Raw genomic sequence first — 24,758 nt, 5'->3', positions numbered from 1 at the left:
TTGCGCCTCCTGGCGCTGTCGATCGCCGCATCCGTCGGGACGGCTCCGCTGCCCGGCGCCTTCGGTGTCGCGCACGCGACGGCGGCGCATGCCGAGCATGGCGCCGGTCTCCGGCTCGTCGGCGCCACGTGCGAGGCCGTGCAGGCCGATCACGAAGGCCACCGAGAGATGGAGATAACGTCCCGCCTCGCCGTCGGCGACCGCGTCCTCTTCGAGGCCGACCGGGTGAACGGCGCCATCACGATCACGCGGATCGAGAAGGCGGACTGACGCGAGACCCGAGGCCGTCCCGGGCGCTCGCTCGTCGAGGGCCCGGGGCGCTCGCGCTCCCACCCGTCGGCGAAGGCGTCCGGGCGTGGACCGAGGCCACCTCCGGAACGAGGCTGAGCGTGCGCGTCAGGACGCCTGCGCCAGTGCGCGCCCGCGGGTCCCGACGTGCGTTCCGCTGCCGCCGTCCGCGCCGCCCGTGTGGGCCCGGGCGAGGAAGGAGCGGTTGACCGGGCTGTGCGGGCGCACGGCGAGCCGCTCGTTCGCCAGCGCCTCGGCGGTCTCGCGCATGCCCGCGCGGATCGCCGCCTCCGTCAGCGTCCAGTCGATCACGTCGCGCTGCGCGTGGCTGCCGCCGAAGCTGTTGGCGATGATGCGCCCGCGGTGCAGCGTCTCGACGGCGTCGACATAGTCGCCGCGGGCGAAGGCGCGGAAGCCCTCGATCAACGGCAGCCCGGTCGTGCGCGTCCAGCCAGCCACCTCGGATGCCCCGACGGCGCTCTCGCGGCACCGCCCCAGCAGGCGCTCGACGTCCGCCTCTCGTCCCGCGCCGAGATAGGCCATGGCGGCGTGCCAGTCGTTGAAGGGGTAGAGCGCGCCGTCGGCATGCGCGTCCCAGGCCGACGCGACCTCGTCGAAACGATCGCCGACGTCGTGGCCGGCGCTGTGGAGCCGCCACAGCAGCGCGGAGGCGTCGACGAGATCCACGGCGACCGAGCTGGCGTCCTTGCGGATCTCGTCGTCGAACAGCGCCAGCGCGGCCTGCGGCGCGTCCACCTCGATGTGGAACAGGGCCTCGTGCCACCAATTGTGGACCTTGAAGAAATTGCCGTCGCCGGACCAATGGGGCTCGCGCGTCCGCATCCAGCCGATCCCGTCGGCCGCGCGGCCCTGCATTTCCATCACGTGCGCGACGGCGTGATGCGCCCAGCAATCGAGCGGCTGGCGATCGACCGCCTCGCGGCCGGTGGCCTCGGACCGCGCGTAGTCGCCGGTCTCCTCGAGCCCGAAGGCGTACATGCCGAGCACGATCGGGTAGCCCGGCACGGACGGCGTCCAGGCGGGCAGCGCCCGGGCGATCCGGTTGCGCAGGTTGCGGGCGTCGGCGCGGAAGAAGTCGATCAGGTGCCCGGCCTGGAGAGCGAGCAAGTCGCGGGGATGCCGCATCAGGTGATGGTCGAGCGCGAGCCCCGCGGCGGTCCACTCGCCCGACAGGAGCGCGTCCAGCGCCGCGGCGTGCCCCGCCTCGCGCTCGGCGAGCGGCAGGCGCCGCGCCCCGTCGACGATCCCACGCGCCGCGAGCGCCGCCTCGGGCTCGGTGGCGAGGGCGAAGGCCCAGGCCTTCATCAGGTGCGCCATGGCGAAGTCCGGGGCGAGCGCGACGGCCTCGTCGAGCAGCGCCACGGGGTCGCCGCGGTAGATGTTGAACGCCTCCACGGCGGCGTCGAAGCGGTTCGCCGCCTCGGCGGTCGCGCCGGAGAGCGGGTTTCCTTGGCGGTCGTTGATCATCTGTGCCTCTCGGGGTCTCGTGTTTCGGGTCGGGCAACAGCTAACCCCGTCGGCCGAGCGACGACAGCCGACCCGTGGTGCGGATCCGGAAAGAAAGTGGGTCGAAGGAAATCAAGGGTTTGCGGCGGTTTCTTCGGCCATCGTCGCCTGGGCGGTGAAATCCCGCGCCGCAAACCGGACTCGTGGTACGGTAAGCGCCGGAGGAGACGCACATGGCGGAGCGCACGGCGTCGAGGCCCGCCCGGACGCGCGAGCAGATCCTCGCGGCGGCCGAGGCGGCGGTGCTGGCGAAGGGGTTCAGCGGAACCTCCATCGACGAGCTGATCGCGGCCGTCGGGATCTCGAAGAGCGGCTTCTTCTACCATTTCCGCGACAAGAGCGAGCTCGCGCGCGCCCTGCTCGAGCGCTACATCGCCGAGGACGACCGGATCTTCGACGCCCTGGAGGCGCAGGCCGACGGCTTGAGCGAGGACCCGCTGCACAGCTTCCTGATCGGCCTCAAGCTTCTCGCCGAGACCTTCGCGGACCTGCCGGAAGGGCATCCCGGCTGCATGGTGGCGTCCATCTGCTACCACGAGCAGCTCTTCGCGCGCGGGGTGCGGGAGATGAACGCGCGAGCCATGCTCGGCTGGCGCAAGCGCTTTCGCGCGCGCCTCGACCGGATCGTCGAGGCGTATCCGCCCCGCGTCCCCGTCGATCTCGACGACGTCGCGGACATGCTCTCGGCCGTCGTCGACGGGGGGATCATCCTCTCCAAGGCGACGAAGGAACCGCGGAGCCTGTCGCGGCAGGTTCTCCTGTATCGCGACTTCATCCGCCTCCTCTTCGGGCAGCCGTGACGCGTGCGGCGCGGCGCCGCCCGGTGTTCTCCGCGCCCCGGGGTCTCCCGCGTCGCGGCCGACGAGGAGCCGAGCGGCCCCGGAAACGCGCGATAGCTCGCTGGCCGTGGAAAGCCGTGGCGCCCCTGGCCGGGCCTGAGCCTCGCCATCGCGGTCAAGGCTCTCGTTCTCGGGGCCGGCGTCCGGCAGGATGGCCAGACGAAGCACGGCGCCTTGCCGGATCCCCGACGTCACGGCAGAACGCGCTGTGAGGGCACGAACTCCCATCGCGTCGCCGCCGCCGTTCCGCGCCCCGCCGCCGTTCCGCGCCCCGCCGACGTGGGGCGCTCGAACGACGCCTCAATGGCGCTGCGCGCGCCATGCGCCCGGGGACGAGCCGGTGGCGCGCCGGAACGCCCGGCTGAAGCTCGCGTCGGATTCGTATCCGACCGCCTCGGCGATGTCGAAGAGGGATCGTTCCGTGTCCGCGAGAAGGCCGGCGGCGATCTGCATGCGCCAGCTCGCGAGATAGCTCATCGGCGGCACCCCGAGCGTCTCCTTGAAGGTGCCGGCGAGCACCGTGCGCGACACGCCGGCGGCTCTCGCCAGCGAGGAGAGCGTCCAGGCGCGGGCGGGGTCATCGTGGAGGAGCGCGATCGCGCGCCCCACGTGCGGGATGCGCAGCGCCGCCAGCCAGCCGCGCGCCTCGGCGGGGAGGCGCTCGGCATGGATGCGCACGGCCTCGATGAAGATCAGCTCGCTCAGCCGCGAGAGCACGTTGTGGCCGCCGTCCCGATGCGCTCGTCCCTCCGTGACCGCCGCCCGGATCAGGCTGGCGAGCCAGCCGTCCCGCTCCGAATAGCCGTCGGTGATCACGAGCATGCCGGGCAGCGATGCGAGCAGCGGGTTGAACGGCAGCACGTCGCAGCCGAGAAAGCCGCAGATCAACCGGACCGTTCCCGGCCCGTCGCCGTTGCGCGACAGCATCAACGGCTCGAGGCGCTCGGGAAGCGGCGCTTTGAAGACCGCCGGGTCGAAGGGCGCCCTGAGGCCCGGCTCGCTCGAGAGCACGTGCGGCTCGCCCCGCGGAAAGACGACGACGCTGCCGGCGGTGAGCCGGATCGGCTCGGCATCGCCATCCAGCAGCCTCACCCAGCATGCCCCGTTCGCGACCACGTGATAATTGATCACGTGCTGCGCCTCGGGCATGATCAGCGCCTTGAACGCGCACGACGGCGGCGCTTCGGCGACCCAGGGGGCGCAGCCCTCGACGTCGAAGAAGAGCGCGCCCGACAGGTGCACCTCCTTCAGCACGTCCGAGAGAATGTCCGCGGCCATGGGGCCCGTCCTTCCGGCTGGCCGCTGCAGGATACTCCCGATCCGCTTCGGGCGCGACTCGCAGACTCCCGCGACGCGAAACCTCGGGCTCGCCCGGACGCGATCGGGACGATCGGTCATGACTGCGGAACGCGCGGCCCTGGGGCCGCGTCCGCTGCGGGCGTACCACTCGCCTGCCGCCGACGCGAACGGCGCAGAGCCCATTCACACATCGCCCCCACGGGAGACAGCCATGCGGACCGACTGGAGAGGCTTGCCGGTCACGGCGAGCGCCGACGCCACCGTCGATGCGATCGACACCTTCGTCGAGGGTTTCCTCGGCTACGAGAACCGGGCCGCGGGCATCCTCGCCGCGGCCGACGCCGACGCCGAGAGCACGCTCGCCAACGCCTACGCGGCGATGTTCTGCATGTTCCTCGAGAGCCGCGAAGCGCCGAAGACGGCGTCGGGCTATCTCGCCCGCGCCGAGGCGGCCGCGCCCACCGCGACGGCGCGCGAGCGCCTGGTGCTCGAGGCGGTCCGGGCCTGGGCCGATGGCGACGTGCCGCGCGCCATCGCGGCGGGCGAGGCGCTCGCCACCAGCCATCCGCTCGAGCTCGCGACGGCCAAGGCGACGCAATACCACTACTTCAACCTCGGCGATGCCGCGGGCATGCTGCGCATCGCCGAGAAGATCGGCGCCGTGAACGCCGATCTCCCCTATGCGCACGGCATGGCCGCCTTCGCCTACGAGCAGGCGCATCTGCTCGAGGACGCCGAGGCCTCCGCGCGGCGCGCGATCGGTCTCAAGCGCAAGGAGCCCTGGGCGCATCACGCGCTCTCCCACGTCTTCCTGGCGCAGGGCCGCACCGCCGAGGCGCGGGGCTTCCTGGAGGACGTCAAGGAGACCTGGACGGACCTCAATTCCTTCATGTTCAGCCACAATTGGTGGCATATGGCGCTGGTGATGATCGACCAGGGCGACGTCGACGCGATCCTGGGCTTCTACGACCGTAACATCTGGGGGCTGTGGAAGGAGTACTCGCAGGACCAGATCGGCGCGGTCTCGCTGCTGGCGCGCCTCGAGCTGGTCGGCGTCGACGTCGGCGATCGCTGGGCGGACCTCGGCGAGCACCTCAAGGCGCGCGTCGACGATCACGTCCAGCCCTTCGTGAGCGCGCACTACGTCTACGGCCTCGCCCGCGCCGGCTTGCCGGAGGCGGACGCGACGATGGCCGCGATCCGCGCCCACGCCGCCGCGGCGCCGGCCTACGTGCGCGCCGCCTGGACCGAGGTCGCCGTGCCGCTGTGCGAGGCGTTGCTCGCCCATGCCCGCGGCGATTACGAACGCACCGTGCGCAGGCTGGAGCCCGTCCTGCCGCGGCTTTCCGAGATCGGCGGGAGCCATGCCCAGCGCGATCTCTTCGACCAGATCCGGCTCGACGCGCTGATCCGGACCGGCCGGCTCGGGGCCGCGCAGCGCATCCTCGAGCAGCGGCGCGAGGCGAGCCCCGAGGCGAAGCCCGCCTACGGCAAGCTCGCTCTCGTCTACGACCGGCTCGACCTGCCGCAGGAAGCCGGCCGCGTCATGGTCCGCGCCCGCGCCGCTGCGCTCGCGCACTGAGGGCGCCGTCAGACCGCCGCTCGACCATCGTCCGAAACGCGACGAGCGCCTCGCCGCCTTGCGGCGGGCGCTCGCCTGCGCCCGAACAGGAGACCTGCCATGTCCACCGCCTTCACGCGGCGGCTGCGCCGCCCCCTCACGACCCGGCAGCCCAGTAGGGCGACGAGTGCGAGGACGTCGACCGCCTGCGGTCCGAGCGTCCAGGGGGCGATGCTCGCCGCTCCTCGGGTGCCGGGTTCATGGGGCGCTGCCACGCCGACGCCTTCCGCTCCGTGTCGGGCGTGTTCGATCTGCCGCTCGAGCCGCGCGCTGCGATGCCGGCCGCTCCGAGGCCACGCAGGCGGGCGGGCGGAGCCGGTGGAGCCGGCGGGCGCCCGAGGGCAGCGGGACGAACGGCTCGGAGAAAACGCGCGATGACGCGACGGCCTTCGAAAGCCGTGGTGCCCCTGGCCGGGATCGAACCAGCACTCCTTGCGGAACTCGATTTTGAGTCGAGCGCGTCTACCAATTCCGCCACAGGGGCGACGCTGGTCCTCAGGTAGCATCACGACGGCGTCAGATCAATGCGCGCCGCGTTGCGTGGGCCGGCGCGCCGGACTATGTCGGCGGTGCGCGCCACACCTTCCGAGGACGACACTGCATGACCGCCTCCGCGAGCCCGATCGGGCCGCTTCTCGACCGCCGCCTCGTCGCGCTTCTCGTCACGCTCGTCGCGGCCGCGACGATCGGGACGGCGCTGGTCTTCCAGTACGGCCTCGGCTACCTGCCCTGCGCGCTCTGCCTGCTGCAGCGCTGGCCCTATTACGTCGGCCTGCCGCTCGGGCTCGCGGCGATCGCCCTCGCGCCGCAGCCGCTCCTGGGGCGGCTCGCGCTCGCCGCGCTGGGGGCGACCTTCCTCGTCTCCGCCGGGCTGGGGGTCTATCACGCCGGCGTCGAATGGAGCTGGTGGCTCGGCCCGTCCGATTGCGGCGGGGCGGCGGCGCCGGCGGCGGGGTCGATGGACCAGTTCCTCGCCCAGCTCGAGACGACCCGCGTCGTCTCCTGCACCGAGGCCGCCTGGCGCTTCCTCGGCCTGTCGATGGCCGGCTGGAACGCGGTCGTCTCGCTGGGGCTCGCGGGCCTCGCCTTCGCCGCGGCGGCGCGCGGGCCGGGCCGGCGGCGCGCGTAGCGCCGCCGGCCGCGGGGGTCTCACATCTGCTCGGTCTGCGCCCCGCTGTCCGGCCGGGCCTTGCCGAGCGAGGGCTCCTGGCCCATGGCCTTGGCCGGCGCCATGGTGAACTCCCCGCGGCCGTCCAGCGAGGGCCCGGAGGTCCAGCGGCCCTGCGGCGCCTCCTTGTCGAGGGAGGTGTTGAGGAAGACGTAGGAATGCTCCGTCGCCTCGTGCGCGGTCGGCGTCGAGTTCGGGATCGGCAGCGTGCCGGCGAAGCCGCCGTTCTCCTCGATCACCGCGAGCCATTGCTGCTGATGCATGGTGTCGCGCGCGATCAGGAAGGAGAGCATGTCCTTCATGCCGGGATCGTCGGTCGCCTCGTAGAGCCGCGAGGCGAGGACCCGCCCGCCCGCTTCCGCGGTCGCGTTGGCGAGCATGTCGGCGGCGAGGTTGCCGGTGGCGTAGACGTGGCTCATGTCGAAGGGCACGCCGTTGGCGTTCACCGGCATCGCCGAGAGGCCGGACGAGAGCAGGTGGCGCGGGTTCATGCCGCCCATCACCGCGGCCACCACCGGATCCTGCGCCGCCTCGTCCTTCATGTGGGCGGGCGCCTTCTCGAGGTTGAGCGCGACCGCATGGCCGAGGAACTCGATATGCGAGAGCTCCTCCGTCGCCGTGGCGATCAGCAGGTCGCGATATTTCGGGTTCCCCCGCGCCCCCATGGCCTGGAAGAAGTACTGCATGGCTACGCGGATCTCGCCCTCGACGCCGCCGATCGCCTGCTGCAGCATCTTGGCGAAGATCGGGTTCGGCTTCTCGCAGCGGACCTCGTATTGAAGCTTGCTCTGATGAAAGAACATCCTCGCGCTCCTCGCTCGTCGTCGGACGGGCGAGCGAAAGCGCGAGACGGGTCCGGGTTCCTCCTCTCTCCGCACGGCGCGGGCGGCCGCGCGGCGGTGAAGCCTCACGGCTCCAGCTCGGTGTCCCAGTAGAGATAGTCCATCCAGCTGTCGTGGAGGTAGTTCGGCGGGAAATGCCGGCCGTTCTGGTGGAGGTCGTTGAGGGAGGGCGCGTAAGGCTCCTGGCGCGGGAGCATCTCGGCGTCCCTGGGGAGGCGGTCGCCCTTGCGCAGATTGCAGGGCGAGCAGGCGGCGACGACGTTCTCCCAGGTGGTCTGGCCGCCCTTGGAGCGGGGGATGACGTGGTCGAAGGTGAGATCCTCGCGGGCGCCGCAATATTGGCAGGTGAAGCGATCTCTCAGGAAGACGTTGAAGCGCGTGAAGGCCGGGATGCGCGTGGGCTTGACGTAGGTCTTGAGCGAGACGACGGACGGCAGCCGCATCTCGAAGGTGGGACTTCGGACCGTCTTCTCGTAATGCGAGACGATGTTCACGCGATCGAGGAAGACGGCCTTGATGGCGTCCTGCCAGCACCAGACCGACAGCGGGTAATAGCTCAAGGGCCGGTAATCGGCGTTGAGCACGAGGGCCGGACACGCGTCCGGCCGGACAGTCGGTTGAACGTGTACGCTCACGTCACCTCCTCCGGCGGGGAGGGGATCGCTCCACGCTCCCACGCCGGAAAATCTACTCCCATCGTGACAGGCTTGTGAAGGCGCGTTCGCGCCGCAGCGGACGCGACGGGGCGAGATTCGTGTTCCCGGCCGCGATTCGCGCGGCGCCACAAGGCTTTCAGGCGAGGCGGTCGACGACGAGGCCCTGGCCGGGCGGGGGCGGGGCGGGGGCCGGCGCGGGCTCGGGGGCGGCCGCGGCGGGGCGCTGGTTGGTCTCGGTCACCATGGCGAGGCTCGCCTCGACCAGCCGATTCGCCGCCGAGGCCTCGGCGGCGCGACGCAGCGCCTGCGCGTTGAAGTCGGTCCGGCCCGCGGACCAGGCGGCCGAGAGGCCGGCCGTCGCATCGAGGCTCATCTGTCGTCTCCCTCTTCGCGCCCTGTCCCGTCGTCCGCTATCCTGATAGCGCAGGCCCGTGAATCGTTCGTTGCCGCGGTCTCGCGGATGCGCGCGGTCGCGTTCGGCGTCGCGCGCCGGCCCCGCGGCGGCCCCGCGGCGGCGAAAGGCGCGCAAACGCCTCGTTTTTCGGTTGACTCGGCCGGGAGCGCCCCTTATGTACCGCGAACTTCCGGCGGGCCGTAGGTCCGGCAGGTGTCGACGCGCCCAGCGACGACCGATGCGCCCTAAACGCCGCCGAAACTCATAACCGTCTGACAGACGTCAGCTTTGGGGCACGACCGGGGTCCTCGACGATCTCGGTCCTCTGCGTGGCGACGCGCCTCAGGTCTCACCCGGACCCGACGGCGCGGTTTCGCTTTGCGTCGACGGTCGCGGGGGAGCCGATTCGCGTCATGGGGCGCGTGGCTCCGGGCCGCGATCCGGGCGCGAGGCGGCCATCGGCCCCGCGACGGTGAATGCGTGGAGGCCTCGGCTCGCGAGGGGAGATCGTCTCCCCGGGCGGATCGGGACCGGTTCGAGGAACGAGTGGCCGCATCGCGGCCAGGACAAGAGGGCAGAGGATGCCGACCATCTCCCAGCTGATCCGCAAGCCGCGGACGGCACAGAAGGCGCGCAACAAGGTCCCGGCGCTGGAAGCGTGCCCGCAGAAGCGCGGCGTGTGCACCCGCGTCTACACGACGACGCCGAAGAAGCCGAACTCCGCGCTGCGCAAGGTCGCGAAGGTGCGCCTGACGAACGGCTTCGAGGTCATCGGCTACATCCCCGGCGAGGGCCATAACCTGCAGGAGCACTCGGTCGTCATGATCCGCGGCGGCCGCGTCAAGGACCTGCCGGGCGTGCGCTACCACATCCTGCGCGGCGTCCTCGACACGCAGGGCGTCAAGAACCGCAAGCAGCGCCGCTCGAAGTACGGCGCCAAGCGCCCGAAGTAAGCCGGTCGCCTCGAAGTTTCAGGACGGAGCTGTTCCATGTCCCGCCGCCATCGCGCAGAGAAGCGTGAAATCAATCCGGATCCGAAGTACGGCGATCTCGTGCTGTCGAAGTTCATGAACTCGATCATGTACGACGGCAAGAAGTCGAACGCCGAGAGCATCGTCTACGGCGCCTTCGACCTCGTCGAGAGCCGCGCCAAGACCGACCCGCTCGAGATCTTCAAGGCCGCCCTCGAGAACGTCGCCCCGGCGATCGAGGTCCGGTCCCGCCGTGTCGGCGGCGCCACCTACCAGGTTCCGGTCGAGGTTCGCCCGGAGCGTCGCCAGGCTCTGGCGATCCGCTGGCTGATCACGGCCGCCCGCGCGCGCAACGACAAGACCATGGTCGAGCGTCTCTCGGCCGAGCTGATGGACGCCGCCGCCAACCGCGGCAGCGCCGTGAAGAAGCGCGAAGACACGCACCGGATGGCCGAGGCCAACCGCGCCTTCTCGCATTACCGTTGGTAAGCGCGGCCTGAGAGATCGAGACGGAGACACGCGATGCCTCGCGAGCACGAAATCAAGGACTACCGCAACTTCGGGATCATGGCCCACATCGACGCGGGCAAGACCACGACGACGGAGCGGATCCTCTTCTACACGGGCCGCTCGCACAAGATCGGCGAGGTCCACGACGGCGCCGCGACGATGGACTGGATGACCCAGGAGCAGGAGCGCGGCATCACGATCACGTCGGCCGCGACGACCTGCTTCTGGCGCGGCCATCGCCTGAACATCATCGACACGCCCGGCCACGTCGATTTCACCATCGAGGTGGAGCGTTCGCTGCGCGTGCTCGACGGCGCCGTGTGCGTGCTCGACGGCAACCAGGGCGTCGAGCCCCAGACCGAGACCGTCTGGCGCCAGGCCGACAAGTACGACGTGCCGCGCGTGGTCTTCGTCAACAAGATGGACAAGATCGGCGCCGACTTCTTCAAGTGCGTCGACGACATCATCAAGCGCGTGGCCGGCAAGCCGGTCTGCCTGCAGCTGCCGATCGGCTCCGAGTCGAACTTCAAGGGCGTGATCGACCTCGTCCGCATGAAGGCGATCGTGTGGCTCGAGGAGTCGCTCGGCGCGAAGTTCGTCGACGAGGAGATCCCGGCCGAGCTGCAGGACCAGGCCGCGGAGTACCGCACCAAGCTGGTCGAGGCCTGCGTCGAGCTCGACGACGACGCCATGGCGGCGTATCTCGAGGGCCAGGAGCCCTCCGAGGAGGAGCTCGTGCGCCTGGTCCGCAAGGCGGTGCAGGATCGCGCCTTCCATCCGGTGCTGTGCGGCTCGGCCTTCAAGAACAAGGGCGTGCAGCCGCTGCTCGACGCGGTGGTCGACTACCTGCCCTCGCCGATCGATCGCGGCGGCGTCAACGGCCTCGCGCCGGAGACCGAGGAGCCGATGAGCCGTCCGGCGGACGACACCGCGCCGTTCTCGCTCCTCGCCTTCAAGATCATGGACGACCCCTTCGTCGGCACGATCACCTTCTGCCGTATCTATTCCGGCACGATCCTCGCCGGCTCGACGGTGCTCAACTCCACCTCGGGCAAGAAGGAGCGCATCGGCCGCATGCTGCTGATGCACGCCAACAACCGCGAGGACATCAAGGAAGCCGGCGCCGGCGACATCGTCGCCATCGCGGGCCTCAAGGAGACGCGCACCGGCGACACGCTGTGCGATCCCACGAAGCCGATCATCCTCGAGAAGATGGAGTTCCCGGACCCCGTCATCGAGATCGCGATCGAGCCGAAGTCCAAGGCCGACCAGGAGAAGCTCGGCATCGCGCTCTCCAAGCTCGCGGCCGAGGACCCCTCCTTCCGCGTCTCGACCGACACCGAGTCCGGCCAGACCATCCTCAAGGGCATGGGCGAGCTGCATCTCGACATCAAGGTCGACATCCTGCGCCGCACCTACAAGGTCGACGCGAATGTCGGCGCCCCGCAGGTGGCCTATCGCGAGACGATCACCCGCAAGGCCGAGATCGACTACACCCACAAGAAGCAGACCGGCGGCACGGGCCAGTTCGCCCGCGTCAAGCTCGTCGTCGAGCCGAACGAGGCGGGCGCCGGCTACCAGTTCGAGTCGAAGATCGTCGGCGGCTCGGTGCCGAAGGAATACATCCCCGGCGTCGAGAAGGGCATCAACTCGGTGATGGGTGCGGGCGTCGTCGCCGGCTTCCCGATCGTCGACTTCAAGGTGCAGCTGATCGACGGCGCCTTCCACGAGGTGGATTCCTCGGTGCTGGCGTTCGAGATCGCGACCCGCGCGGCGATGCGCGAGGCCCTGCAGAAGGGCGCCTCGGTCCTGCTCGAGCCGGTGATGAAGGTCGAGGTCGTGACGCCGGAGGAATATACCGGCTCCGTCATCGGCGACCTGAACTCCCGTCGCGGCCAGATCCAGGGCCAGGACATGCGCGGCAACGCGGTGGTGATCAACGCCTTCGTGCCGCTCGCGAACATGTTCGGCTACGTCAACACCTTGCGCTCCATGAGCCAGGGCCGCGCGAACTACACCATGCTCTTCGATCACTACGAGCAGGTTCCGTCGAACGTGGCCGCCGAGGTTCAGGCGAAATTCGCCTGATCCTCTTCCCGCAGACAACTTGAAGAACGACTGGGTGCCACCATGGCTAAGGCAAAATTCGAGCGTACGAAGCCGCACTGCAACATCGGGACGATCGGCCACGTCGATCACGGCAAGACGTCCCTGACGGCTGCGATCACGAAGGTGCTGGCTGAGACCGGCGGGGCGACGTTCACGGCCTACGACGCGATCGACAAGGCTCCCGAGGAGAAGGCGCGCGGGATCACGATCTCGACGGCGCACGTCGAGTACGAGACGACGAACCGTCACTACGCGCACGTCGACTGCCCCGGGCACGCGGACTACGTGAAGAACATGATCACGGGCGCGGCGCAGATGGACGGCGCGATCCTGGTCGTGTCGGCGGCGGACGGCCCGATGCCGCAGACGCGCGAGCACATCCTGCTGGCGCGCCAGGTCGGCGTGCCGGCGCTGGTCGTGTTCATGAACAAGGTCGACATGGTCGACGATCCGGAGCTGCTCGAGCTCGTCGAGCTCGAGATCCGCGAGCTCCTGTCGAAGTACGACTTCCCCGGCGACGACATCCCGATCACCAAGGGCTCTGCCCTGATGGCGCTCGAGGACAAGTCCCCCGAGATCGGCAAGCAGGCGATCCTCGCGCTGATGGCGACGGTGGACGAGTACATCCCGACGCCGGAGCGCCCGATCGACCAGCCGTTCCTGATGCCGATCGAGGACGTGTTCTCGATTTCGGGCCGCGGCACGGTGGTGACGGGCCGCGTCGAGCGCGGGATCATCAAGGTGGGCGAGGAAGTCGAGATCGTCGGCATCCGCGACACCGTCAAGACGACCGTCACGGGCGTCGAGATGTTCCGCAAGCTGCTCGATCAGGGCCAGGCGGGCGACAACGTCGGCGTCCTGCTGCGCGGCACCAAGCGCGAGGACGTGGAGCGCGGCCAGGTCGTGTGCAAGCCGGGTTCGGTGAAGCCGCACAAGAAGTTCAAGGCCGAGGCCTACATCCTCACCAAGGAGGAGGGCGGGCGCCACACGCCGTTCTTCAACAACTACCGTCCGCAGTTCTACTTCCGCACGACGGACGTGACCGGGATGGTGAAGCTGCCCGAGGGCACCGAGATGGTGATGCCGGGCGACAACGTCGCCATGGAGGTCGAGCTGATCGCGCCGATCGCCATGGAGGAGAAGCTGCGCTTCGCCATCCGCGAGGGCGGCCGCACCGTCGGCGCCGGCGTCGTCGCGGCGGTCCTGGACTGAGGCACGAGGCAGGTGGAAGCGCGGCCGCCACGGCGCGGCCGCGTTTTCCGTCCCGCGGCGGGATCGCCCGCCGAGGGCTAGCGAAGGATAACGGGGCAACCCATGAACGGTCAGAATATTCGCATCCGCCTCAAGGCGTTCGATCATCGTGTGCTTGACGCCTCGACGCGCGAGATCGTGTCGACCGCGAAGCGGACGGGGGCGCAGGTTCGTGGGCCCATCCCGCTGCCGACGCGCCTCGAGCGCTTCACGGTGCTGCGCTCGCCGCACATCGACAAGAAGTCCCGCGAGCAGTTCGAGATGCGCACGCACAAGCGTGTCCTCGACATCGTGGACCCCACTCCCCAGACGGTGGACGCGCTCATGAAGCTCGACCTCGCCGCGGGCGTGGACGTGGAGATCAAGCTCTGAGGCCGTCCGGCTTCGAGCGTCAGGCATTCACACGCCGAGAGGAAACGCACATGCGCTCAGGCGTCATCGCACAGAAGGTCGGCATGACCCGCGTCTTCACGGACGCCGGCGAGCATGTTCCGGTCACCGTCCTCAAGCTCGACCAGTGCCAGGTCGTCGCTCATCGGACGAAGGATAAGAACGGTTACGTGGCGCTGCAGGTCGGCGTCGGTCGGGCCAAGGTCAAGAACGTGTCGAAGGCCGAGCGCGGCCGCTTCGCGGTGGCTCGGGTCGAGCCCAAGCGCAAGCTCGCCGAGTTCCGCGTGTCCGAGGACGCGCTGATCCCGGTCGGCGCGGAGATCACCGCGGACCACTTCGTCCCGGGGCAGTTCGTCGACGTGACGGGCACCTCGAAGGGCAAGGGCTTCGCCGGCGGCATGAAGCGCTGGAACTTCGCGGGCCTGCGCGCCTCGCACGGCGTGTCGGTCTCGCACCGCTCGATCGGATCGACGGGCGGCCGCCAGGACCCGGGCAAGACCTTCAAGGGCAAGAAGATGCCCGGTCATCTCGGCGTCGAGCGCGTCACCACGCAGAACCTGCGTGTCGTGCAGACCGATCCCGAGCGCGGGCTGATCCTGGTCGAGGGCGCCGTCCCCGGCGGCGACGGCGGCTGGATCTTCGTGCGCGACGCGGTCAAGCGCGCGCTCCCGGCGGACGTGCCGATGCCGGGCAAGTATCGTGAGAACGGCGCGGCCGAGGCCCCCGAGGCTCCGGCCCAGAGCGAGGAGAACGCGTGATGAAATTCGAGATCACGACGTTGGACGGCGGCAGCGCCGGCGAGGTCGAGCTCGACGACGCGATCTTCGGTCTCGAGCCGCGCGCCGACATCCTGCAGCGCATGGTCCGCTGGCAGCTGGCCAAGCGCCAGGCCGGGACCCACAAGGTCAAGAACCGCGGCGAGATCGCCCGGACGACAAAGAAGGTCTACCGCCAGAAGGGCACCGGCAACGCTCGCCACGGCTCGGCGCGCGTGGGCCAGTTCCGCGGCGGCGGACGCGCCTTCGGCCCGGTCGTGCGCTCGCACGCCCACGACCTGCCGAAGAAGGTGCGCGCGCTGGCGCTCCGCCACGCGCTCTCCACCAAGGCGCGCTCCGAGGCCCTGATCGTCGTCGACGACATCAAGGCGACCGAGCCGAAGACGAAGGCGCTCAAGGAGCGCTTCGCCAAGCTCGCGCTGACGAATGCGCTGATCATCGGTGGCGCCGAGCTCGACGCGAACTTCAAGCTCGCCTCGCGGTCGATCCCGAACATCGACGTGCTGCCCATCCAGGGTATCAACGTCTACGACATCCTGCGCCGCGAGAAGCTCGTGCTGACCAAGGCGGCCGTCGACGCGCTGGAGGCGCGGTTCAAATGAGCATGGATCCACGCCATTACGACGTGATCATCGCTCCCGTGATCACGGAGAAGTCGACGAACCTGTCCGAGCAGAACAAGGTCGTCTTCAAGGTCGCGATCGACGCCACCAAGCCGCAGATCAAGACCGCGGTGGAGAAGCTGTTCGACGTCAAGGTCAAGGCAGTCAACACGCTCGTGACCAAGGGCAAGAACAAGGTCTTCCGTGGCATCCGCGGCCGTCGCTCGGACGTCAAGAAGGCGATCGTGACCCTCGAGGAGGGGCACTCCATCGACGTCACCACGGGCCTGTGAGGAAGGGAACGTCATCATGGCTTTGAAGAGCTTCAAGCCGATCACGCCCGGCCTTCGCCAGCTCGTGATCGTCGACCGGAAGGGCCTCTACAAGGGCAAGCCGGTCAAGGCGCTGACGCAGGGCCTGTCCCAGAAGGGCGGGCGCAACAACACCGGCCGGATCACCGTCCGGTTCCGCGGCGGCGGCCACAAGCGCACCTATCGGATCGTCGACTTCAAGCGCCGCGCGCGCCTGGGCGACGTCGCGAGCGTGCAGCGGATCGAGTACGACCCGAACCGCTCGGCCTACATCGCGCTGATCCGGTACGAGGACGGCCAGCAGGCCTACATCCTCGCGCCGCAGCGCCTGGCCGCCGGCGACACGGTCACCTCGGGCGCGAAGGCGGACATCAAGCCGGGCAACGCCCTGCCGCTGTCCGCCATCCCGGTCGGCACGATCGTGCACAACGTCGAGCTCAAGATCGGCAAGGGTGGCGCCATCGCCCGCTCCGCCGGGTCCTACGCCCAGATCGTCGGGCGCGACCAGGGCTACGTCGCGGTCCGCCTGACCTCGGGCGAGCAGCGTTTGGTGCACGGGCAGTGCTTCGCCACGGTGGGCGCGGTCTCGAACCCCGACCACATGAACATCTCGATGGGCAAGGCCGGTCGCAACCGCTGGCTCGGCCGCAAGCCGCACAATCGCGGCGTCGCGATGAACCCGATCGACCATCCGCACGGCGGCGGCGAGGGCCGCACCTCCGGCGGCCGTCACCCGGTGACGCCGTGGGGCAAGCCGACCAAGGGGCGCAAGACGCGCTCCAACAAGCGGACGGACAAGTTCATCGTCTCGAGCCGTCACGCCCGGAAGAAGAGGTAAGGATAGAGCCATGGCGCGTTCGATCTGGAAGGGCCCGTTCATCGACGGCTACCTTCTCAAGAAGGCCGAGGCGGCTCGCTCGTCCGGCCGCAACGAGGTGATCAAGATCTGGAGCCGCCGCTCCACGATCCTGCCGCAGTTCGTCGGCCTCACCTTCGGGGTCTACAACGGTCAGAAGCACATTCCCGTCTACGTGACCGAGGAGATGGTGGGCCACAAGTTCGGCGAGTTCTCGCCGACGCGCACCTTCTCCGGCCACGCGGCGGACAAGAAGGCGAAGAGGCGCTGACATGGGCAAGCCCGCTCAAACCCGCTCGCTCCCCGAGAACGAGGCCAAGGCCGTCCTGCGGATGCTGCGCATCAGCCCGCAGAAGCTCAACCTCGTCGCGGGCCTGATCCGCGGCAAGAAGGTCTCGGTCGCCCTCGCCGATCTCGAGTTCTCGAAGAAGCGCATCGCGCGCGACGTCAAGAAGTGCCTCGAGAGCGCCATCGCCAACGCCGAGAACAACCACGACCTCGACGTGGACGATCTCGTCGTCAAGGAGGCGTTCGTCGGCAAGGCGCTCGTGATGAAGCGCTTCCACGCTCGCGCCCGCGGCCGCGGCGCCCGCATCATGAAGCCGTTCTCGAACCTCACCATCGTGGTTCGCGAGCAGCCCGCCGAGGCCTGAGGAGGAGACCATGGGTCACAAAGTCAACCCGATCGGGCTGCGTCTGGGCATCAACCGCACCTGGGACAGCCGCTGGTTCGCCCAGAAGGGCGAGTATGCCCGCCTGCTCCACGAGGACATCGCCATCCGCGACGCCCTGATGAAGCAGCTCAAGCAGGCCGCCGTGTCGCGCATCGTCATCGAGCGCCCACACCGCAAGTGCCGCGTCACCATTCACTCGGCCCGTCCGGGCGTGGTGATCGGCAAGAAGGGCGCGGACATCGAGAAGCTGCGCAAGCTCGTCGGCCGGATGACCAAGGCCGAGGTGACGATCAACATCGTCGAGGTGCGCAAGCCCGAGACGGACGCGACGCTCATCGCCGATTCGATCGCCCAGCAGCTCGAGCGCCGCGTGGCCTTCCGCCGCGCCATGAAGCGCGCCGTGCAGTCGGCGATGCGTCTGGGCGCCGAGGGCATCCGCATCAACTGCTCCGGCCGTCTCGGCGGCGCCGAGATCGCGCGCCTGGAGTGGTACCGCGAGGGCCGCGTGCCGCTGCACACCCTGCGTGCGGACGTGGATTACGGCGTCGGCACGGCGTTCACGACCTACGGGACGTGCGGCATCAAGGTGTGGGTGTTCAAGGGCGAGATCCTCGAGCACGACCCGATGGCGCAGGAGCGCCGGATGACCGAGGAAGGCGGCCGCTCGGGCGGCGATCGCGATCGTGACCGCGAGCGCGGGCCGCGCCGCGACCGCGAGCGCGAGAGCGCCTGACCGAGAGCTTTGGAGGCACGCCATGCTGCAACCCAAGAAGACCAAGTTCCGCAAGCAGTTCAAGGGGCGCATCCACGGCGTCGCCAAGGGCGGCACGGAGCTGAACTTCGGCTCCTACGGCCTCAAGGCCGTCGAGCCGGAGCGCGTCACCGCGCGCCAGATCGAGGCCGCGCGCCGCGCCATCACCCGCCAGATGAAGCGTCAGGGCCGCGTCTGGATCCGCATCTTCCCCGACGTGCCCGTGACGGCGAAGCCGACCGAGGTCCGTATGGGTAAGGGCAAGGGCTCGCCCGAATACTGGGCCGCTCGCGTCAAGCCGGGCCGGATCATGTTCGAGATCGACGGCGTCGCCGAGGACATCGCCCGCGAGGCGCTGCGCCTGGCGGCGGCGAAGCTCCCGATCCGCACGCGCTTCGTTCAGCGCATCGCCGATTGAGGAGAGACGAGATGAAGTCGAACCAGCGTCTGTCCGACCTGAAGGCCATGACCCCCGACCAGCTGCAGGACGAGCTCCTCAAGCTGAAGAAGGAGCAGTTCAACCTGCGCTTCCAGCGGGCGACCGGCCAGCTCGAGAACACCGCGCGCGTGGCGCAGGTCCGCAAGGACATCGCCCGGGTCAAGACGATCCAGCGCCAGAAGCAGGCCGCCGAGGCCGCGGCCTAAGGAAGGACCACCATGCCGAAGCGCGTTTTGCAGGGCGTCGTCGTCAGCGACAAGCAGGACAAGACCATCGTCGTGAAGGTCGAGCGCCGCTTCACGCACCCGCTGCTGAAGAAGACCGTTCGCCGCACGAAGAACTATCACGCCCACGACGAGAACAACGCCGCCAAGGTCGGCGACGTCGTTCTCATCGAGGAGACCCGTCCGCTCTCCAAGCTCAAGTGCTGGGCTCTGGTGGAGCCGGCGACGCAGGGCTGACGCCCGTTTTTCGGGGTTGTGCGGGACGGGCGCTTCCTGTAAGGGAGCGCCCTTCTCGCGATCATGAGCAGGGGGCGCGAGACCCCCGTCAGGAGTAGTCCGGCCGGGCAATCCCGCTCGCGCCGGAAACCTTTTGAGACAAGGAAAGGATCACAGCCATGATCCAGATGCAGACGAATCTCGACGTCGCCGACAATTCCGGCGCCCGTCGCGTGATGTGCATCAAGGTTCTGGGCGGCTCGAAGCGCAAGTACGCCTCCGTCGGCGACATCATCGTCGTCTCCGTGAAGGAGGCCATCCCGCGCGGCCGCGTGAAGAAGGGCGACGTCATGAAGGCGGTCGTCGTGCGCACGGCGAAGGACATCCGCCGCGCGGACGGGTCGGTCATCCGCTTCGACAAGAACGCCGCGGTTCTGGTGAACAACAACAAGGAGCCGGTCGGCACCCGTATCTTCGGGCCCGTGCCGCGCGAGCTGCGCGCCAAGAACCACATGAAGATCATCTCGCTGGCTCCCGAGGTGCTGTGATGGCGGCGAAGATCAAGAAGGGCGACCAGGTCGTCGTGCTCACCGGTCGCGACAAGGGCAAGAGCGGCGAGGTCGTCCGCGTCATGCCCAAGGAGACGCGGGCGCTCGTGCGCGGCGTCAACCTCGTCAAGCGCCACCAGCGCCAGACGGCGCAGCAGGAAGGCGGCATCGTCAACAAGGAAGCGCCGGTCCACCTGTCGAACCTGGCGGTGCGCGACCCGAAGGACGGCAAGCCCACCCGCGTCGGTTTCAAGATTCTGGACGACGGGCGCAAGGTCCGCTTCGCCAAGCGCTCGGGAGATCTGATCGATGGCTGAGATGAACGGCTACACGCCCCGGATGAAGCAGCACTACGACGAGGTGGTGCGCCCCGGTCTCGTCGAGAAGTTCGGCTACAAGAACCCCATGGAAGTGCCGTCGATCGAGAAGATCGTCATCAACATGGGTGTCGGCGAGTCGACCGCGGATTCGAAGAAGGCCTCCTCGGCCGCTTCCGATCTCGCGCTCATCGCCGGCCAGGCGCCGGTCATCACCCGGGCCCGCAAGGCCATCGCCACCTTCAAGGTGCGCGAGGGCATGCCGCTCGGCTGCAAGGTGACCCTGCGCAAGACGCGGATGTACGAGTTCCTCGACCGCATGGTCACGATCGCGCTGCCGCGCGTGCGCGACTTCCGCGGCCTGAACCCGAAGTCCTTCGACGGCCACGGCAACTTCGCCATGGGCATCAAGGAGCACATCGTGTTCCCCGAGATCAACTACGACCGTGTCGAGCAGATCTGGGGCATGGACGTCATCGTCACGACGACGGCCAAGACCGACGAAGAGGCGCGCGAGCTGCTGCGTCTGTTCAATTTCCCGTTCCGGCAGTGAGGCTGCAGGGCCTCAGACGCGGAAACCGGAGAGGAATTCATGGCTAAGAAGTCCCATATCGAGAAGAACAAGCGCCGCCAGCGCATGGCCAAGCAGTGGGCCGGGCGCCGCGAGCGTCTCAAGGCGATCGCCAACGACGAGTCGGTGTCGATGGAGGAGCGCTTCGAGGCGCGCCTCAAGCTCGCCGAGATCCCCCGCAACGCCAACCCGACGCGCATCCGCAACCGCTGCGAGGTGACGGGCCGGCCGCGCGCCTATTACCGCAAGCTCGGCATGTCGCGCGTCGCGCTGCGCGAGCTCGGGTCGCGGGGCCTGATCCCCGGCCTGGTCAAGTCGAGCTGGTAAGGAGGACGCATCATGGCGATCAACGATCCGCTCGGCGACATGCTCACCCGCATCCGCAATGCGCAGCTGCGCCGGCGTCCCAGCGTGGCGACCCCGGGCTCGAAGCTCCGCGCGCGGGTTCTGGACGTGCTGAAGTCCGAGGGCTACATCCGCGACTATTCGGTGGCGGAGTTCGGCAACGGCCGTACCGAGTTCTCGATCGAGCTCAAGTATTACGACGGCGCTCCGGTGATCAAGACGATCGAGCGCGTGTCGAAGCCGGGCCGTCGCGTGTACATGTCGATCGACACCATGCCGCGGTTCGCCGACGGCCTGGGCACGGTCATCCTGTCCACGTCGCGCGGCGTCATGGCCGACCACGAGGCCCGCGAGGCCAACGTGGGCGGCGAAGTGCTCTGCCGCGTCTTCTGACGCGCGGGCGATCTCGGAACCGAAGGAGAGCGACATGTCTCGCGTAGGCAAGAAGCCGGTCCCGGTCCCGCAGGGCGTCACCGCGTCCGTGGACGGCCAGACCGTGAAGATGAAGGGCTCGAAGGGCGAACTGTCCTTCGTCGTCCCCGAGGAAGTGTCGGTCGCGATGGAGGACGGCTCCGTCGCCGTCCAGCCCCGCGACCAGACCAAGGTGGCCCGCTCGAAGTGGGGCCTCTCGCGCGCCATGATCGCGAACATCGCGACCGGCGTGTCGAAGGGCTTCGAGCGCAAGCTCGAGATCAACGGCGTCGGCTATCGCGCGGCGGTTCAGGGCAAGACCCTGAAGCTGGCGCTCGGCTACAGCCACGACATCGACTTCGACATCCCGTCCGACATTCAGATCGCGACGCCCAAGCCCACCGAGATCCTGATCTCGGGCATCGACAAGCAGCGCGTCGGGCAGGTGGCGGCGGTGATCCGCGGCTATCGCGGCCCCGAGCCCTACAAGGGCAAGGGCGTCAAGTACGCCGACGAGACCATCTTCCGCAAGGAAGGCAAGAAGAAGTAAGGAGCGGGAGCCATGGCTAAGAACCTCGACGCCGTCGCGCGCCGCAAGGCCCGCGTCCGCAAGGCCATCAAGGCCGTCGCCAACGGGCGCCCGCGCCTGTCGGTCTTCCGCTCGTCGAAGCAGATCTACGCTCAGATCATCGACGACGAGAAGGGCCACACCCTCGCCGCCGCCTCCACCCTGGAGAAGGACATGCGCGAGAAGCTCAAGACCGGCGCCGACCGCTCCGCGGCGGCCGAGGTCGGCAAGCTGGTCGCCGAGCGCGCCAAGGCCGCGGGCGTGACCAAGGTCGTCTTCGACCGGTCGGGCTACATCTACCACGGGCGCGTCAAGGCGCTCGCGGACGCCGCGCGCGAAGGCGGGCTGGAATTCTGATCGGAAGGGGCGTATAGCCCACCGGTCCATCGAGACGGCGCCGCGCGGGAGGGCTCATCGCCCCGGCCCGCGCGGAGCCATGACGGCGGCAAGCAAGAAGGGGAGGGGGCGCGCCGCGCCTCCGGGCTCGCGGGACACCTCCCGGCGCCGATCCCCGGCAGCGAGCGGGAGCCGCCGCCCGCGTCAGTGAGAGAGATCATGGCGAGAGAAAGAGACAGGCAGGATCGCGAGGAGCGCGACAGCGAATTCGTCGACCGCCTCGTGCACATCAACCGCGTCGCGAAGGTGGTGAAGGGCGGGCGTCGCTTCGGCTTCGCCGCCCTCGTCGTCGTCGGCGACCAGAAGGGCCGCGTCGGCTTCGGCCACGGCAAGGCCCGCGAGGTGCCGGAGGCGATCCGCAAGGCCACCGAGGCGGCGAAGCGCGGGCTCGTCCGCATTCCGCTGCGCGAGGGCCGCACGCTGCACCACGACGTCGCGGGCCGTCACGGCGCCGGCAAGGTCGTGATGCGCGCCGCCCCGGCCGGTACCGGCATCATCGCCGGCGGCCCGATGCGCGCCGTGTTCGAGGCGCTCGGCGTCCAGGACGTGGTGTCGAAGTCGCTCGGCTCCTCGAACCCCTACAACCTCGTGCGCGCCACCTTCGACGCGCTGAAGTCCGAGGACAGCCCGCGCTCCGTCGCGGCTCGTCGCGGGCTCAAGGTTTCGGCCCTGCAGGCCCGCCGTCCCGGCGGCGGCGCCGACGCGTCGGCCGAAGGCTGAGGGAGGGCGACATGGCTGAGAAGACCGTCACGGTCGAGCAGATCGGCTCGCCCATTCGCCGCGAGGCCCGCCAGCGCCAGACGCTGATCGGGCTCGGGCTCAACAAGCTGCACCGGACGCGGACCCTCCCCGACACGCCCGCCACGCGCGGGATGATCGAGGCGGTGAAGCACCTCGTGCGCGTCGTCGAGAAGTGAGGAGGCGCACGTCATGAAGCTGAACGAACTTCGCGACAATCCCGGCGCGGTCAAGGAACGCATGCGGGTCGGCCGCGGCATCGGGTCCGGCAAGGGCAAGACCGGCGGCCGCGGCGTCAAGGGCCAGAAGTCCCGCTCCGGCGTCCGCATCAAGGGCTTCGAGGGCGGCCAGATGCCGATCTATCGGCGTCTGCCCAAGCGCGGCTTCAACAACCCGAACGCCCGCGACCTCAACGAGGTCAATGTCGGCCGCATCCAGCAGGCCGTCGACGCGGGCAGGCTCGCCGCCGATGCGCCGGTCACCGTCGAGGCGCTCGTCGCCGCGGGCGTGTGCTCGCGTGTCCGCGACGGCGTCAAGATCCTGGGCGTCGGCGAGCTCTCGGCGAAGCTGACCTTCAAGGTGAACCGCGCCTCGAAGTCGGCGGTCGCCGCCATCGAGAAGGCCGGCGGCTCGGTCGAGATCCTCGACGAGGCCGTTGCGCAGGCATGAGCCTGAACCCATCTTGAGCGACAGCGAGCGGCGGCCCGTGCGTGCGAGCGTGCGAGGCCGCCGTTCCGCTCTGAGAACCGAACGATTTCGACTTGGGCGCGCCTCGAGGAGGGGACGATGGCCTCAGCAGCCGAGCAGCTTGCTGCGAACTTGAATTTCGGAGCGCTGGCGCGCGCCGAGGAGCTGAAGAAGCGCATCTGGTTCACGCTGGGCGCGCTCATCATCTATCGTCTGGGGACCTACATCCCGCTCCCGGGCATCGACCCGGAGGCGTTGGCGCAGTCCTTCGAGGCGGCCGCGGGCGGCGTGCTCGGCATGTTCAACATGTTCGCGGGCGGCGCGGTGGAGCGCATGGCGATCTTCGCGCTCAACATCATGCCCTACATCTCCGCCTCGATCATCATCCAGCTCCTGACGGCGGTCTCGCCGACGCTGGAGGCCCTCAAGAAGGAGGGCGAGAGCGGGCGCAAGGTCATCAACCAGTACACCCGCTACCTCACGGTGGTGCTGGCCGTGTTCCAGTCCTGGGGCATCGCGGTGGGCCTGTCCGCATCGGGCGGCATCGTGGTCAATCCGGGCTACTTCTTCATCGTCACGACGGTGATCACGCTGACCGGCGGGACCATGTTCCTGATGTGGCTCGGCGAGCAGATCACGGCGCGGGGCATCGGCAACGGCATCTCGCTGATCATCTTCGCCGGCATCGTCGCGCATCTGCCGCAGGCGACGGCGGGGCTGCTCGAGCTCGGCCGCCAGGGCGCCATCTCGACGCCGTTCATCATCGGCGTCATCGTCATGGCGGCGGGCATCATCTACTTCGTGGTGTTCATGGAGCGGGCCCAGCGCCGGCTGCTGATCAGCTACCCGAAGCGCCAGGTCGGCAATCGCATGTACGACGGCCAGACCTCGTTCCTGCCGTTGAAGCTCAACACGGCCGGCGTGATCCCGCCGATCTTCGCCTCCTCGCTGCTGCTCCTGCCCACCACCGTGGCGAGCTTCTCGGCGGCGCAGGGCGGCGACGGCATCCTGAGCACGATCGTGATCTACCTCGGGCACGGGCGGCCGCTGTTCATGCTGCTCTACGCCTCGCTGATCATCTTCTTCGCCTTCTTCTACACGGCCATCGTGTTCAATCCGGCTGAGACGGCGGACAACCTCAAAAAGCACGGCGGCTTCATCCCGGGCATCCGGCCGGGCGAGCGCACGGCGGACTACATCGACTACGTGCTCACCCGCATCACGGTGATCGGCGCCCTCTACCTCACCGTGGTTTGCCTGATACCCGAATTTCTCATTTCCTATGCGGCGTTGCCGTTCTATCTCGGGGGGACGTCGCTGCTCATCGTCGTCACGGTGACGATGGACACGGTCGCGCAGGTGCACGGGCATCTGCTCGCGCATCAATACGAGGGCCTCGTCAAGAAGGCGAAGCTGAAGGGCGCGCGCCGGGGTCGCTGAGGCTCGGGCGTCGCGCCGCGCCC

General features: G+C 69.0%; 35 protein-coding genes and 1 tRNA gene. 30 read left to right on the top strand and 6 right to left on the bottom strand.

The features are described 5' to 3' along the window. Positions 1–270, top strand: a complete 270-nt coding sequence (locus ABL310_RS18580) for a hypothetical protein (protein WP_349368484.1) — start codon at positions 1–3, stop codon at positions 268–270. 126 nt (positions 271–396) lie between these two features. Here ABL310_RS18580 and ABL310_RS18575 read toward each other — a convergent pair whose 3' ends face one another. Next, entirely contained in the window at positions 397–1,776 is a 1,380-nt protein-coding gene (locus ABL310_RS18575; RefSeq protein WP_349368483.1) for a tetratricopeptide repeat protein, read from the bottom strand. A 212-nt stretch (positions 1,777–1,988) separates the two neighbouring features. Here ABL310_RS18575 and ABL310_RS18570 point away from each other — a divergent pair, with 212 nt between their 5' ends. Further along, complete coding sequence (locus ABL310_RS18570; RefSeq protein ID WP_349368482.1) at positions 1,989–2,615, top strand: TetR/AcrR family transcriptional regulator; 627 nt, start codon at positions 1,989–1,991, stop codon at positions 2,613–2,615. A gap of 339 nt (positions 2,616–2,954) precedes the next feature. On the opposite strand, the gene ABL310_RS18565 is transcribed toward ABL310_RS18570, so the two are convergent. Further along, a complete protein-coding gene (locus ABL310_RS18565; protein WP_349368481.1) occupies positions 2,955–3,932 on the bottom strand; it encodes an AraC family transcriptional regulator in 978 nt (325 codons plus the stop codon). Between the two features lie 232 nt (positions 3,933–4,164). Between ABL310_RS18565 and ABL310_RS18560 the strand changes: the two genes are divergently transcribed. After that, positions 4,165–5,535, top strand: a complete 1,371-nt coding sequence (locus ABL310_RS18560) for a tetratricopeptide repeat protein (protein ID WP_349368480.1) — start codon at positions 4,165–4,167, stop codon at positions 5,533–5,535. 438 nt (positions 5,536–5,973) lie between these two features. Here the strand turns inward: ABL310_RS18560 and ABL310_RS18555 are convergent. Then, positions 5,974–6,058 (bottom strand) — tRNA-Leu (locus tag ABL310_RS18555). A 117-nt stretch (positions 6,059–6,175) separates the two neighbouring features. On the opposite strand from ABL310_RS18555, the gene ABL310_RS18550 reads away from it, so the two are divergent. Further along, positions 6,176–6,703 carry a disulfide bond formation protein B gene (locus ABL310_RS18550; protein WP_349368479.1) on the top strand — a complete coding sequence of 176 codons (528 nt, stop codon included), beginning with the start codon at positions 6,176–6,178 and terminating at the stop codon, positions 6,701–6,703. A gap of 20 nt (positions 6,704–6,723) precedes the next feature. Here the strand turns inward: ABL310_RS18550 and ABL310_RS18545 are convergent, their stop codons facing one another. The 3 genes from ABL310_RS18545 to ABL310_RS18535 all read right to left on the bottom strand — a co-directional run bounded on the left by ABL310_RS18545 (position 6,724) and on the right by ABL310_RS18535 (position 8,613). After that, entirely contained in the window at positions 6,724–7,545 is an 822-nt protein-coding gene (locus ABL310_RS18545; protein ID WP_349368478.1) for a manganese catalase family protein, read from the bottom strand. Between the two features lie 104 nt (positions 7,546–7,649). Next, a complete protein-coding gene (locus ABL310_RS18540) occupies positions 7,650–8,219 on the bottom strand; it encodes an HNH endonuclease (RefSeq protein ID WP_349368477.1) in 570 nt (189 codons plus the stop codon). 157 nt (positions 8,220–8,376) lie between these two features. Then, on the bottom strand, positions 8,377–8,613 hold the full coding sequence (locus tag ABL310_RS18535) for a hypothetical protein (RefSeq protein ID WP_349368476.1): 237 nt from the start codon (positions 8,611–8,613) through the stop codon (positions 8,377–8,379). Positions 8,614–9,215: 602 nt separating this feature from the next. Here ABL310_RS18535 and rpsL point away from each other — a divergent pair. The 26 genes from rpsL to secY all read left to right on the top strand — a co-directional run bounded on the left by rpsL (position 9,216) and on the right by secY (position 24,735). After that, the gene (gene rpsL, locus ABL310_RS18530) at positions 9,216–9,587 is read left to right on the top strand and encodes a 30S ribosomal protein S12 (RefSeq protein WP_029032354.1); all 372 of its coding nucleotides are present in this window, start codon (positions 9,216–9,218) and stop codon (positions 9,585–9,587) included. A gap of 36 nt (positions 9,588–9,623) precedes the next feature. Continuing rightward, complete coding sequence (rpsG, locus tag ABL310_RS18525) at positions 9,624–10,094, top strand: 30S ribosomal protein S7 (RefSeq protein ID WP_349368475.1); 471 nt, start codon at positions 9,624–9,626, stop codon at positions 10,092–10,094. A gap of 33 nt (positions 10,095–10,127) precedes the next feature. Continuing rightward, positions 10,128–12,203 carry an elongation factor G gene (gene fusA, locus ABL310_RS18520; RefSeq protein WP_349368474.1) on the top strand — a complete coding sequence of 692 codons (2,076 nt, stop codon included), beginning with the start codon at positions 10,128–10,130 and terminating at the stop codon, positions 12,201–12,203. A 42-nt stretch (positions 12,204–12,245) separates the two neighbouring features. Then, positions 12,246–13,436: an elongation factor Tu gene (gene tuf / locus ABL310_RS18515; RefSeq protein ID WP_349368473.1), complete on the top strand. Its 1,191-nt coding sequence runs from the start codon at positions 12,246–12,248 to the stop codon at positions 13,434–13,436. Positions 13,437–13,538: 102 nt separating this feature from the next. Continuing rightward, complete coding sequence (gene rpsJ / locus ABL310_RS18510) at positions 13,539–13,847, top strand: 30S ribosomal protein S10 (RefSeq protein ID WP_029031924.1); 309 nt, start codon at positions 13,539–13,541, stop codon at positions 13,845–13,847. Positions 13,848–13,897: 50 nt separating this feature from the next. Next, the gene (rplC, locus tag ABL310_RS18505) at positions 13,898–14,623 is read left to right on the top strand and encodes a 50S ribosomal protein L3 (protein WP_349368472.1); all 726 of its coding nucleotides are present in this window, start codon (positions 13,898–13,900) and stop codon (positions 14,621–14,623) included. Continuing rightward, the gene (gene rplD / locus ABL310_RS18500; protein ID WP_349368471.1) at positions 14,623–15,243 is read left to right on the top strand and encodes a 50S ribosomal protein L4; all 621 of its coding nucleotides are present in this window, start codon (positions 14,623–14,625) and stop codon (positions 15,241–15,243) included. Before rplC ends, rplD begins: the two co-directional genes overlap by 1 nt. Beyond that, positions 15,240–15,536, top strand: coding sequence for a 50S ribosomal protein L23 (locus ABL310_RS18495; protein WP_349368470.1), 297 nt, complete (start codon positions 15,240–15,242; stop codon positions 15,534–15,536). Before rplD ends, ABL310_RS18495 begins: the two co-directional genes overlap by 4 nt. Before the next feature lie 16 nt (positions 15,537–15,552). Beyond that, entirely contained in the window at positions 15,553–16,392 is an 840-nt protein-coding gene (rplB, locus tag ABL310_RS18490; RefSeq protein ID WP_349368469.1) for a 50S ribosomal protein L2, read from the top strand. Between the two features lie 10 nt (positions 16,393–16,402). Then, positions 16,403–16,681: a 30S ribosomal protein S19 gene (rpsS, locus tag ABL310_RS18485; protein WP_349368468.1), complete on the top strand. Its 279-nt coding sequence runs from the start codon at positions 16,403–16,405 to the stop codon at positions 16,679–16,681. Position 16,682: 1 nt separating this feature from the next. Continuing rightward, a complete protein-coding gene (rplV, locus tag ABL310_RS18480) occupies positions 16,683–17,063 on the top strand; it encodes a 50S ribosomal protein L22 (RefSeq protein WP_349368467.1) in 381 nt (126 codons plus the stop codon). A 10-nt stretch (positions 17,064–17,073) separates the two neighbouring features. After that, positions 17,074–17,817: a 30S ribosomal protein S3 gene (gene rpsC, locus ABL310_RS18475; RefSeq protein ID WP_349368466.1), complete on the top strand. Its 744-nt coding sequence runs from the start codon at positions 17,074–17,076 to the stop codon at positions 17,815–17,817. 22 nt (positions 17,818–17,839) lie between these two features. Next, positions 17,840–18,253: a 50S ribosomal protein L16 gene (rplP, locus tag ABL310_RS18470; protein WP_349368465.1), complete on the top strand. Its 414-nt coding sequence runs from the start codon at positions 17,840–17,842 to the stop codon at positions 18,251–18,253. Positions 18,254–18,264: 11 nt separating this feature from the next. Beyond that, the gene (gene rpmC / locus ABL310_RS18465; RefSeq protein WP_349368464.1) at positions 18,265–18,480 is read left to right on the top strand and encodes a 50S ribosomal protein L29; all 216 of its coding nucleotides are present in this window, start codon (positions 18,265–18,267) and stop codon (positions 18,478–18,480) included. Positions 18,481–18,492: 12 nt separating this feature from the next. Beyond that, complete coding sequence (rpsQ, locus tag ABL310_RS18460) at positions 18,493–18,735, top strand: 30S ribosomal protein S17 (RefSeq protein WP_349368463.1); 243 nt, start codon at positions 18,493–18,495, stop codon at positions 18,733–18,735. Positions 18,736–18,893: 158 nt separating this feature from the next. Beyond that, positions 18,894–19,262 (top strand): 50S ribosomal protein L14, encoded by a 369-nt coding sequence (gene rplN, locus ABL310_RS18455; RefSeq protein WP_029031935.1) that lies wholly within the window; start codon positions 18,894–18,896, stop codon positions 19,260–19,262. Further along, positions 19,262–19,579, top strand: coding sequence for a 50S ribosomal protein L24 (rplX, locus tag ABL310_RS18450; protein ID WP_349368462.1), 318 nt, complete (start codon positions 19,262–19,264; stop codon positions 19,577–19,579). Before rplN ends, rplX begins: the two co-directional genes overlap by 1 nt. Beyond that, positions 19,572–20,132 carry a 50S ribosomal protein L5 gene (gene rplE, locus ABL310_RS18445; RefSeq protein ID WP_349368461.1) on the top strand — a complete coding sequence of 187 codons (561 nt, stop codon included), beginning with the start codon at positions 19,572–19,574 and terminating at the stop codon, positions 20,130–20,132. Before rplX ends, rplE begins: the two co-directional genes overlap by 8 nt. A gap of 39 nt (positions 20,133–20,171) precedes the next feature. Continuing rightward, positions 20,172–20,477, top strand: coding sequence for a 30S ribosomal protein S14 (rpsN, locus tag ABL310_RS18440; RefSeq protein ID WP_349368460.1), 306 nt, complete (start codon positions 20,172–20,174; stop codon positions 20,475–20,477). A 12-nt stretch (positions 20,478–20,489) separates the two neighbouring features. Beyond that, a complete protein-coding gene (gene rpsH, locus ABL310_RS18435; RefSeq protein WP_349368459.1) occupies positions 20,490–20,888 on the top strand; it encodes a 30S ribosomal protein S8 in 399 nt (132 codons plus the stop codon). Positions 20,889–20,922: 34 nt separating this feature from the next. After that, complete coding sequence (gene rplF / locus ABL310_RS18430; RefSeq protein ID WP_349368458.1) at positions 20,923–21,456, top strand: 50S ribosomal protein L6; 534 nt, start codon at positions 20,923–20,925, stop codon at positions 21,454–21,456. Positions 21,457–21,468: 12 nt separating this feature from the next. Next, positions 21,469–21,831, top strand: a complete 363-nt coding sequence (gene rplR / locus ABL310_RS18425; protein WP_349368457.1) for a 50S ribosomal protein L18 — start codon at positions 21,469–21,471, stop codon at positions 21,829–21,831. A 198-nt stretch (positions 21,832–22,029) separates the two neighbouring features. Further along, on the top strand, positions 22,030–22,590 hold the full coding sequence (rpsE, locus tag ABL310_RS18420) for a 30S ribosomal protein S5 (RefSeq protein WP_349368456.1): 561 nt from the start codon (positions 22,030–22,032) through the stop codon (positions 22,588–22,590). Between the two features lie 11 nt (positions 22,591–22,601). Continuing rightward, the gene (rpmD, locus tag ABL310_RS18415; protein WP_349368455.1) at positions 22,602–22,787 is read left to right on the top strand and encodes a 50S ribosomal protein L30; all 186 of its coding nucleotides are present in this window, start codon (positions 22,602–22,604) and stop codon (positions 22,785–22,787) included. A gap of 13 nt (positions 22,788–22,800) precedes the next feature. Further along, on the top strand, positions 22,801–23,277 hold the full coding sequence (gene rplO, locus ABL310_RS18410; RefSeq protein ID WP_349368454.1) for a 50S ribosomal protein L15: 477 nt from the start codon (positions 22,801–22,803) through the stop codon (positions 23,275–23,277). Positions 23,278–23,394: 117 nt separating this feature from the next. Beyond that, positions 23,395–24,735 carry a preprotein translocase subunit SecY gene (gene secY / locus ABL310_RS18405; RefSeq protein WP_349368453.1) on the top strand — a complete coding sequence of 447 codons (1,341 nt, stop codon included), beginning with the start codon at positions 23,395–23,397 and terminating at the stop codon, positions 24,733–24,735. The last annotated feature ends 23 nt before the right edge of the window (positions 24,736–24,758 follow it).

Source organism: Salinarimonas sp. (assembly GCF_040111675.1).
In the GTDB taxonomy this organism is placed as follows: Bacteria; Pseudomonadota; Alphaproteobacteria; order Rhizobiales; family Beijerinckiaceae; genus Salinarimonas.
The sequence above is the reverse complement of the archived record's forward strand: the minus strand, read 5'-3'. Positions and strand labels throughout refer to the sequence as shown.

Excerpts from the sequence above, each read along its gene's own strand:
- ABL310_RS18575 (WP_349368483.1), bottom strand. The coding sequence starts at position 1,776 with ATGATCAACGACCGCCAAGGAAACCCGCTCTCCGGCGCGACCGCCGAG.
- ABL310_RS18570 (WP_349368482.1), top strand. The coding sequence starts at position 1,989 with ATGGCGGAGCGCACGGCGTCGAGGCCCGCCCGGACGCGCGAGCAGATC.
- ABL310_RS18565 (WP_349368481.1), bottom strand. The coding sequence starts at position 3,932 with ATGGCCGCGGACATTCTCTCGGACGTGCTGAAGGAGGTGCACCTGTCG.
- ABL310_RS18560 (WP_349368480.1), top strand. The coding sequence starts at position 4,165 with ATGCGGACCGACTGGAGAGGCTTGCCGGTCACGGCGAGCGCCGACGCC.
- ABL310_RS18550 (WP_349368479.1), top strand. The coding sequence starts at position 6,176 with ATGACCGCCTCCGCGAGCCCGATCGGGCCGCTTCTCGACCGCCGCCTC.
- ABL310_RS18545 (WP_349368478.1), bottom strand. The coding sequence starts at position 7,545 with ATGTTCTTTCATCAGAGCAAGCTTCAATACGAGGTCCGCTGCGAGAAG.
- ABL310_RS18535 (WP_349368476.1), bottom strand. The coding sequence starts at position 8,613 with ATGAGCCTCGATGCGACGGCCGGCCTCTCGGCCGCCTGGTCCGCGGGC.
- rpsL (WP_029032354.1), top strand. The coding sequence starts at position 9,216 with ATGCCGACCATCTCCCAGCTGATCCGCAAGCCGCGGACGGCACAGAAG.
- rpsG (WP_349368475.1), top strand. The coding sequence starts at position 9,624 with ATGTCCCGCCGCCATCGCGCAGAGAAGCGTGAAATCAATCCGGATCCG.
- fusA (WP_349368474.1), top strand. The coding sequence starts at position 10,128 with ATGCCTCGCGAGCACGAAATCAAGGACTACCGCAACTTCGGGATCATG.
- tuf (WP_349368473.1), top strand. The coding sequence starts at position 12,246 with ATGGCTAAGGCAAAATTCGAGCGTACGAAGCCGCACTGCAACATCGGG.
- rpsJ (WP_029031924.1), top strand. The coding sequence starts at position 13,539 with ATGAACGGTCAGAATATTCGCATCCGCCTCAAGGCGTTCGATCATCGT.
- rplC (WP_349368472.1), top strand. The coding sequence starts at position 13,898 with ATGCGCTCAGGCGTCATCGCACAGAAGGTCGGCATGACCCGCGTCTTC.
- rplD (WP_349368471.1), top strand. The coding sequence starts at position 14,623 with ATGAAATTCGAGATCACGACGTTGGACGGCGGCAGCGCCGGCGAGGTC.
- ABL310_RS18495 (WP_349368470.1), top strand. The coding sequence starts at position 15,240 with ATGAGCATGGATCCACGCCATTACGACGTGATCATCGCTCCCGTGATC.
- rplB (WP_349368469.1), top strand. The coding sequence starts at position 15,553 with ATGGCTTTGAAGAGCTTCAAGCCGATCACGCCCGGCCTTCGCCAGCTC.
- rpsS (WP_349368468.1), top strand. The coding sequence starts at position 16,403 with ATGGCGCGTTCGATCTGGAAGGGCCCGTTCATCGACGGCTACCTTCTC.
- rplV (WP_349368467.1), top strand. The coding sequence starts at position 16,683 with ATGGGCAAGCCCGCTCAAACCCGCTCGCTCCCCGAGAACGAGGCCAAG.
- rpsC (WP_349368466.1), top strand. The coding sequence starts at position 17,074 with ATGGGTCACAAAGTCAACCCGATCGGGCTGCGTCTGGGCATCAACCGC.
- rplP (WP_349368465.1), top strand. The coding sequence starts at position 17,840 with ATGCTGCAACCCAAGAAGACCAAGTTCCGCAAGCAGTTCAAGGGGCGC.
- rpmC (WP_349368464.1), top strand. The coding sequence starts at position 18,265 with ATGAAGTCGAACCAGCGTCTGTCCGACCTGAAGGCCATGACCCCCGAC.
- rpsQ (WP_349368463.1), top strand. The coding sequence starts at position 18,493 with ATGCCGAAGCGCGTTTTGCAGGGCGTCGTCGTCAGCGACAAGCAGGAC.
- rplN (WP_029031935.1), top strand. The coding sequence starts at position 18,894 with ATGATCCAGATGCAGACGAATCTCGACGTCGCCGACAATTCCGGCGCC.
- rplX (WP_349368462.1), top strand. The coding sequence starts at position 19,262 with ATGGCGGCGAAGATCAAGAAGGGCGACCAGGTCGTCGTGCTCACCGGT.
- rplE (WP_349368461.1), top strand. The coding sequence starts at position 19,572 with ATGGCTGAGATGAACGGCTACACGCCCCGGATGAAGCAGCACTACGAC.
- rpsN (WP_349368460.1), top strand. The coding sequence starts at position 20,172 with ATGGCTAAGAAGTCCCATATCGAGAAGAACAAGCGCCGCCAGCGCATG.
- rpsH (WP_349368459.1), top strand. The coding sequence starts at position 20,490 with ATGGCGATCAACGATCCGCTCGGCGACATGCTCACCCGCATCCGCAAT.
- rplF (WP_349368458.1), top strand. The coding sequence starts at position 20,923 with ATGTCTCGCGTAGGCAAGAAGCCGGTCCCGGTCCCGCAGGGCGTCACC.
- rplR (WP_349368457.1), top strand. The coding sequence starts at position 21,469 with ATGGCTAAGAACCTCGACGCCGTCGCGCGCCGCAAGGCCCGCGTCCGC.
- rpsE (WP_349368456.1), top strand. The coding sequence starts at position 22,030 with ATGGCGAGAGAAAGAGACAGGCAGGATCGCGAGGAGCGCGACAGCGAA.
- rpmD (WP_349368455.1), top strand. The coding sequence starts at position 22,602 with ATGGCTGAGAAGACCGTCACGGTCGAGCAGATCGGCTCGCCCATTCGC.
- rplO (WP_349368454.1), top strand. The coding sequence starts at position 22,801 with ATGAAGCTGAACGAACTTCGCGACAATCCCGGCGCGGTCAAGGAACGC.
- secY (WP_349368453.1), top strand. The coding sequence starts at position 23,395 with ATGGCCTCAGCAGCCGAGCAGCTTGCTGCGAACTTGAATTTCGGAGCG.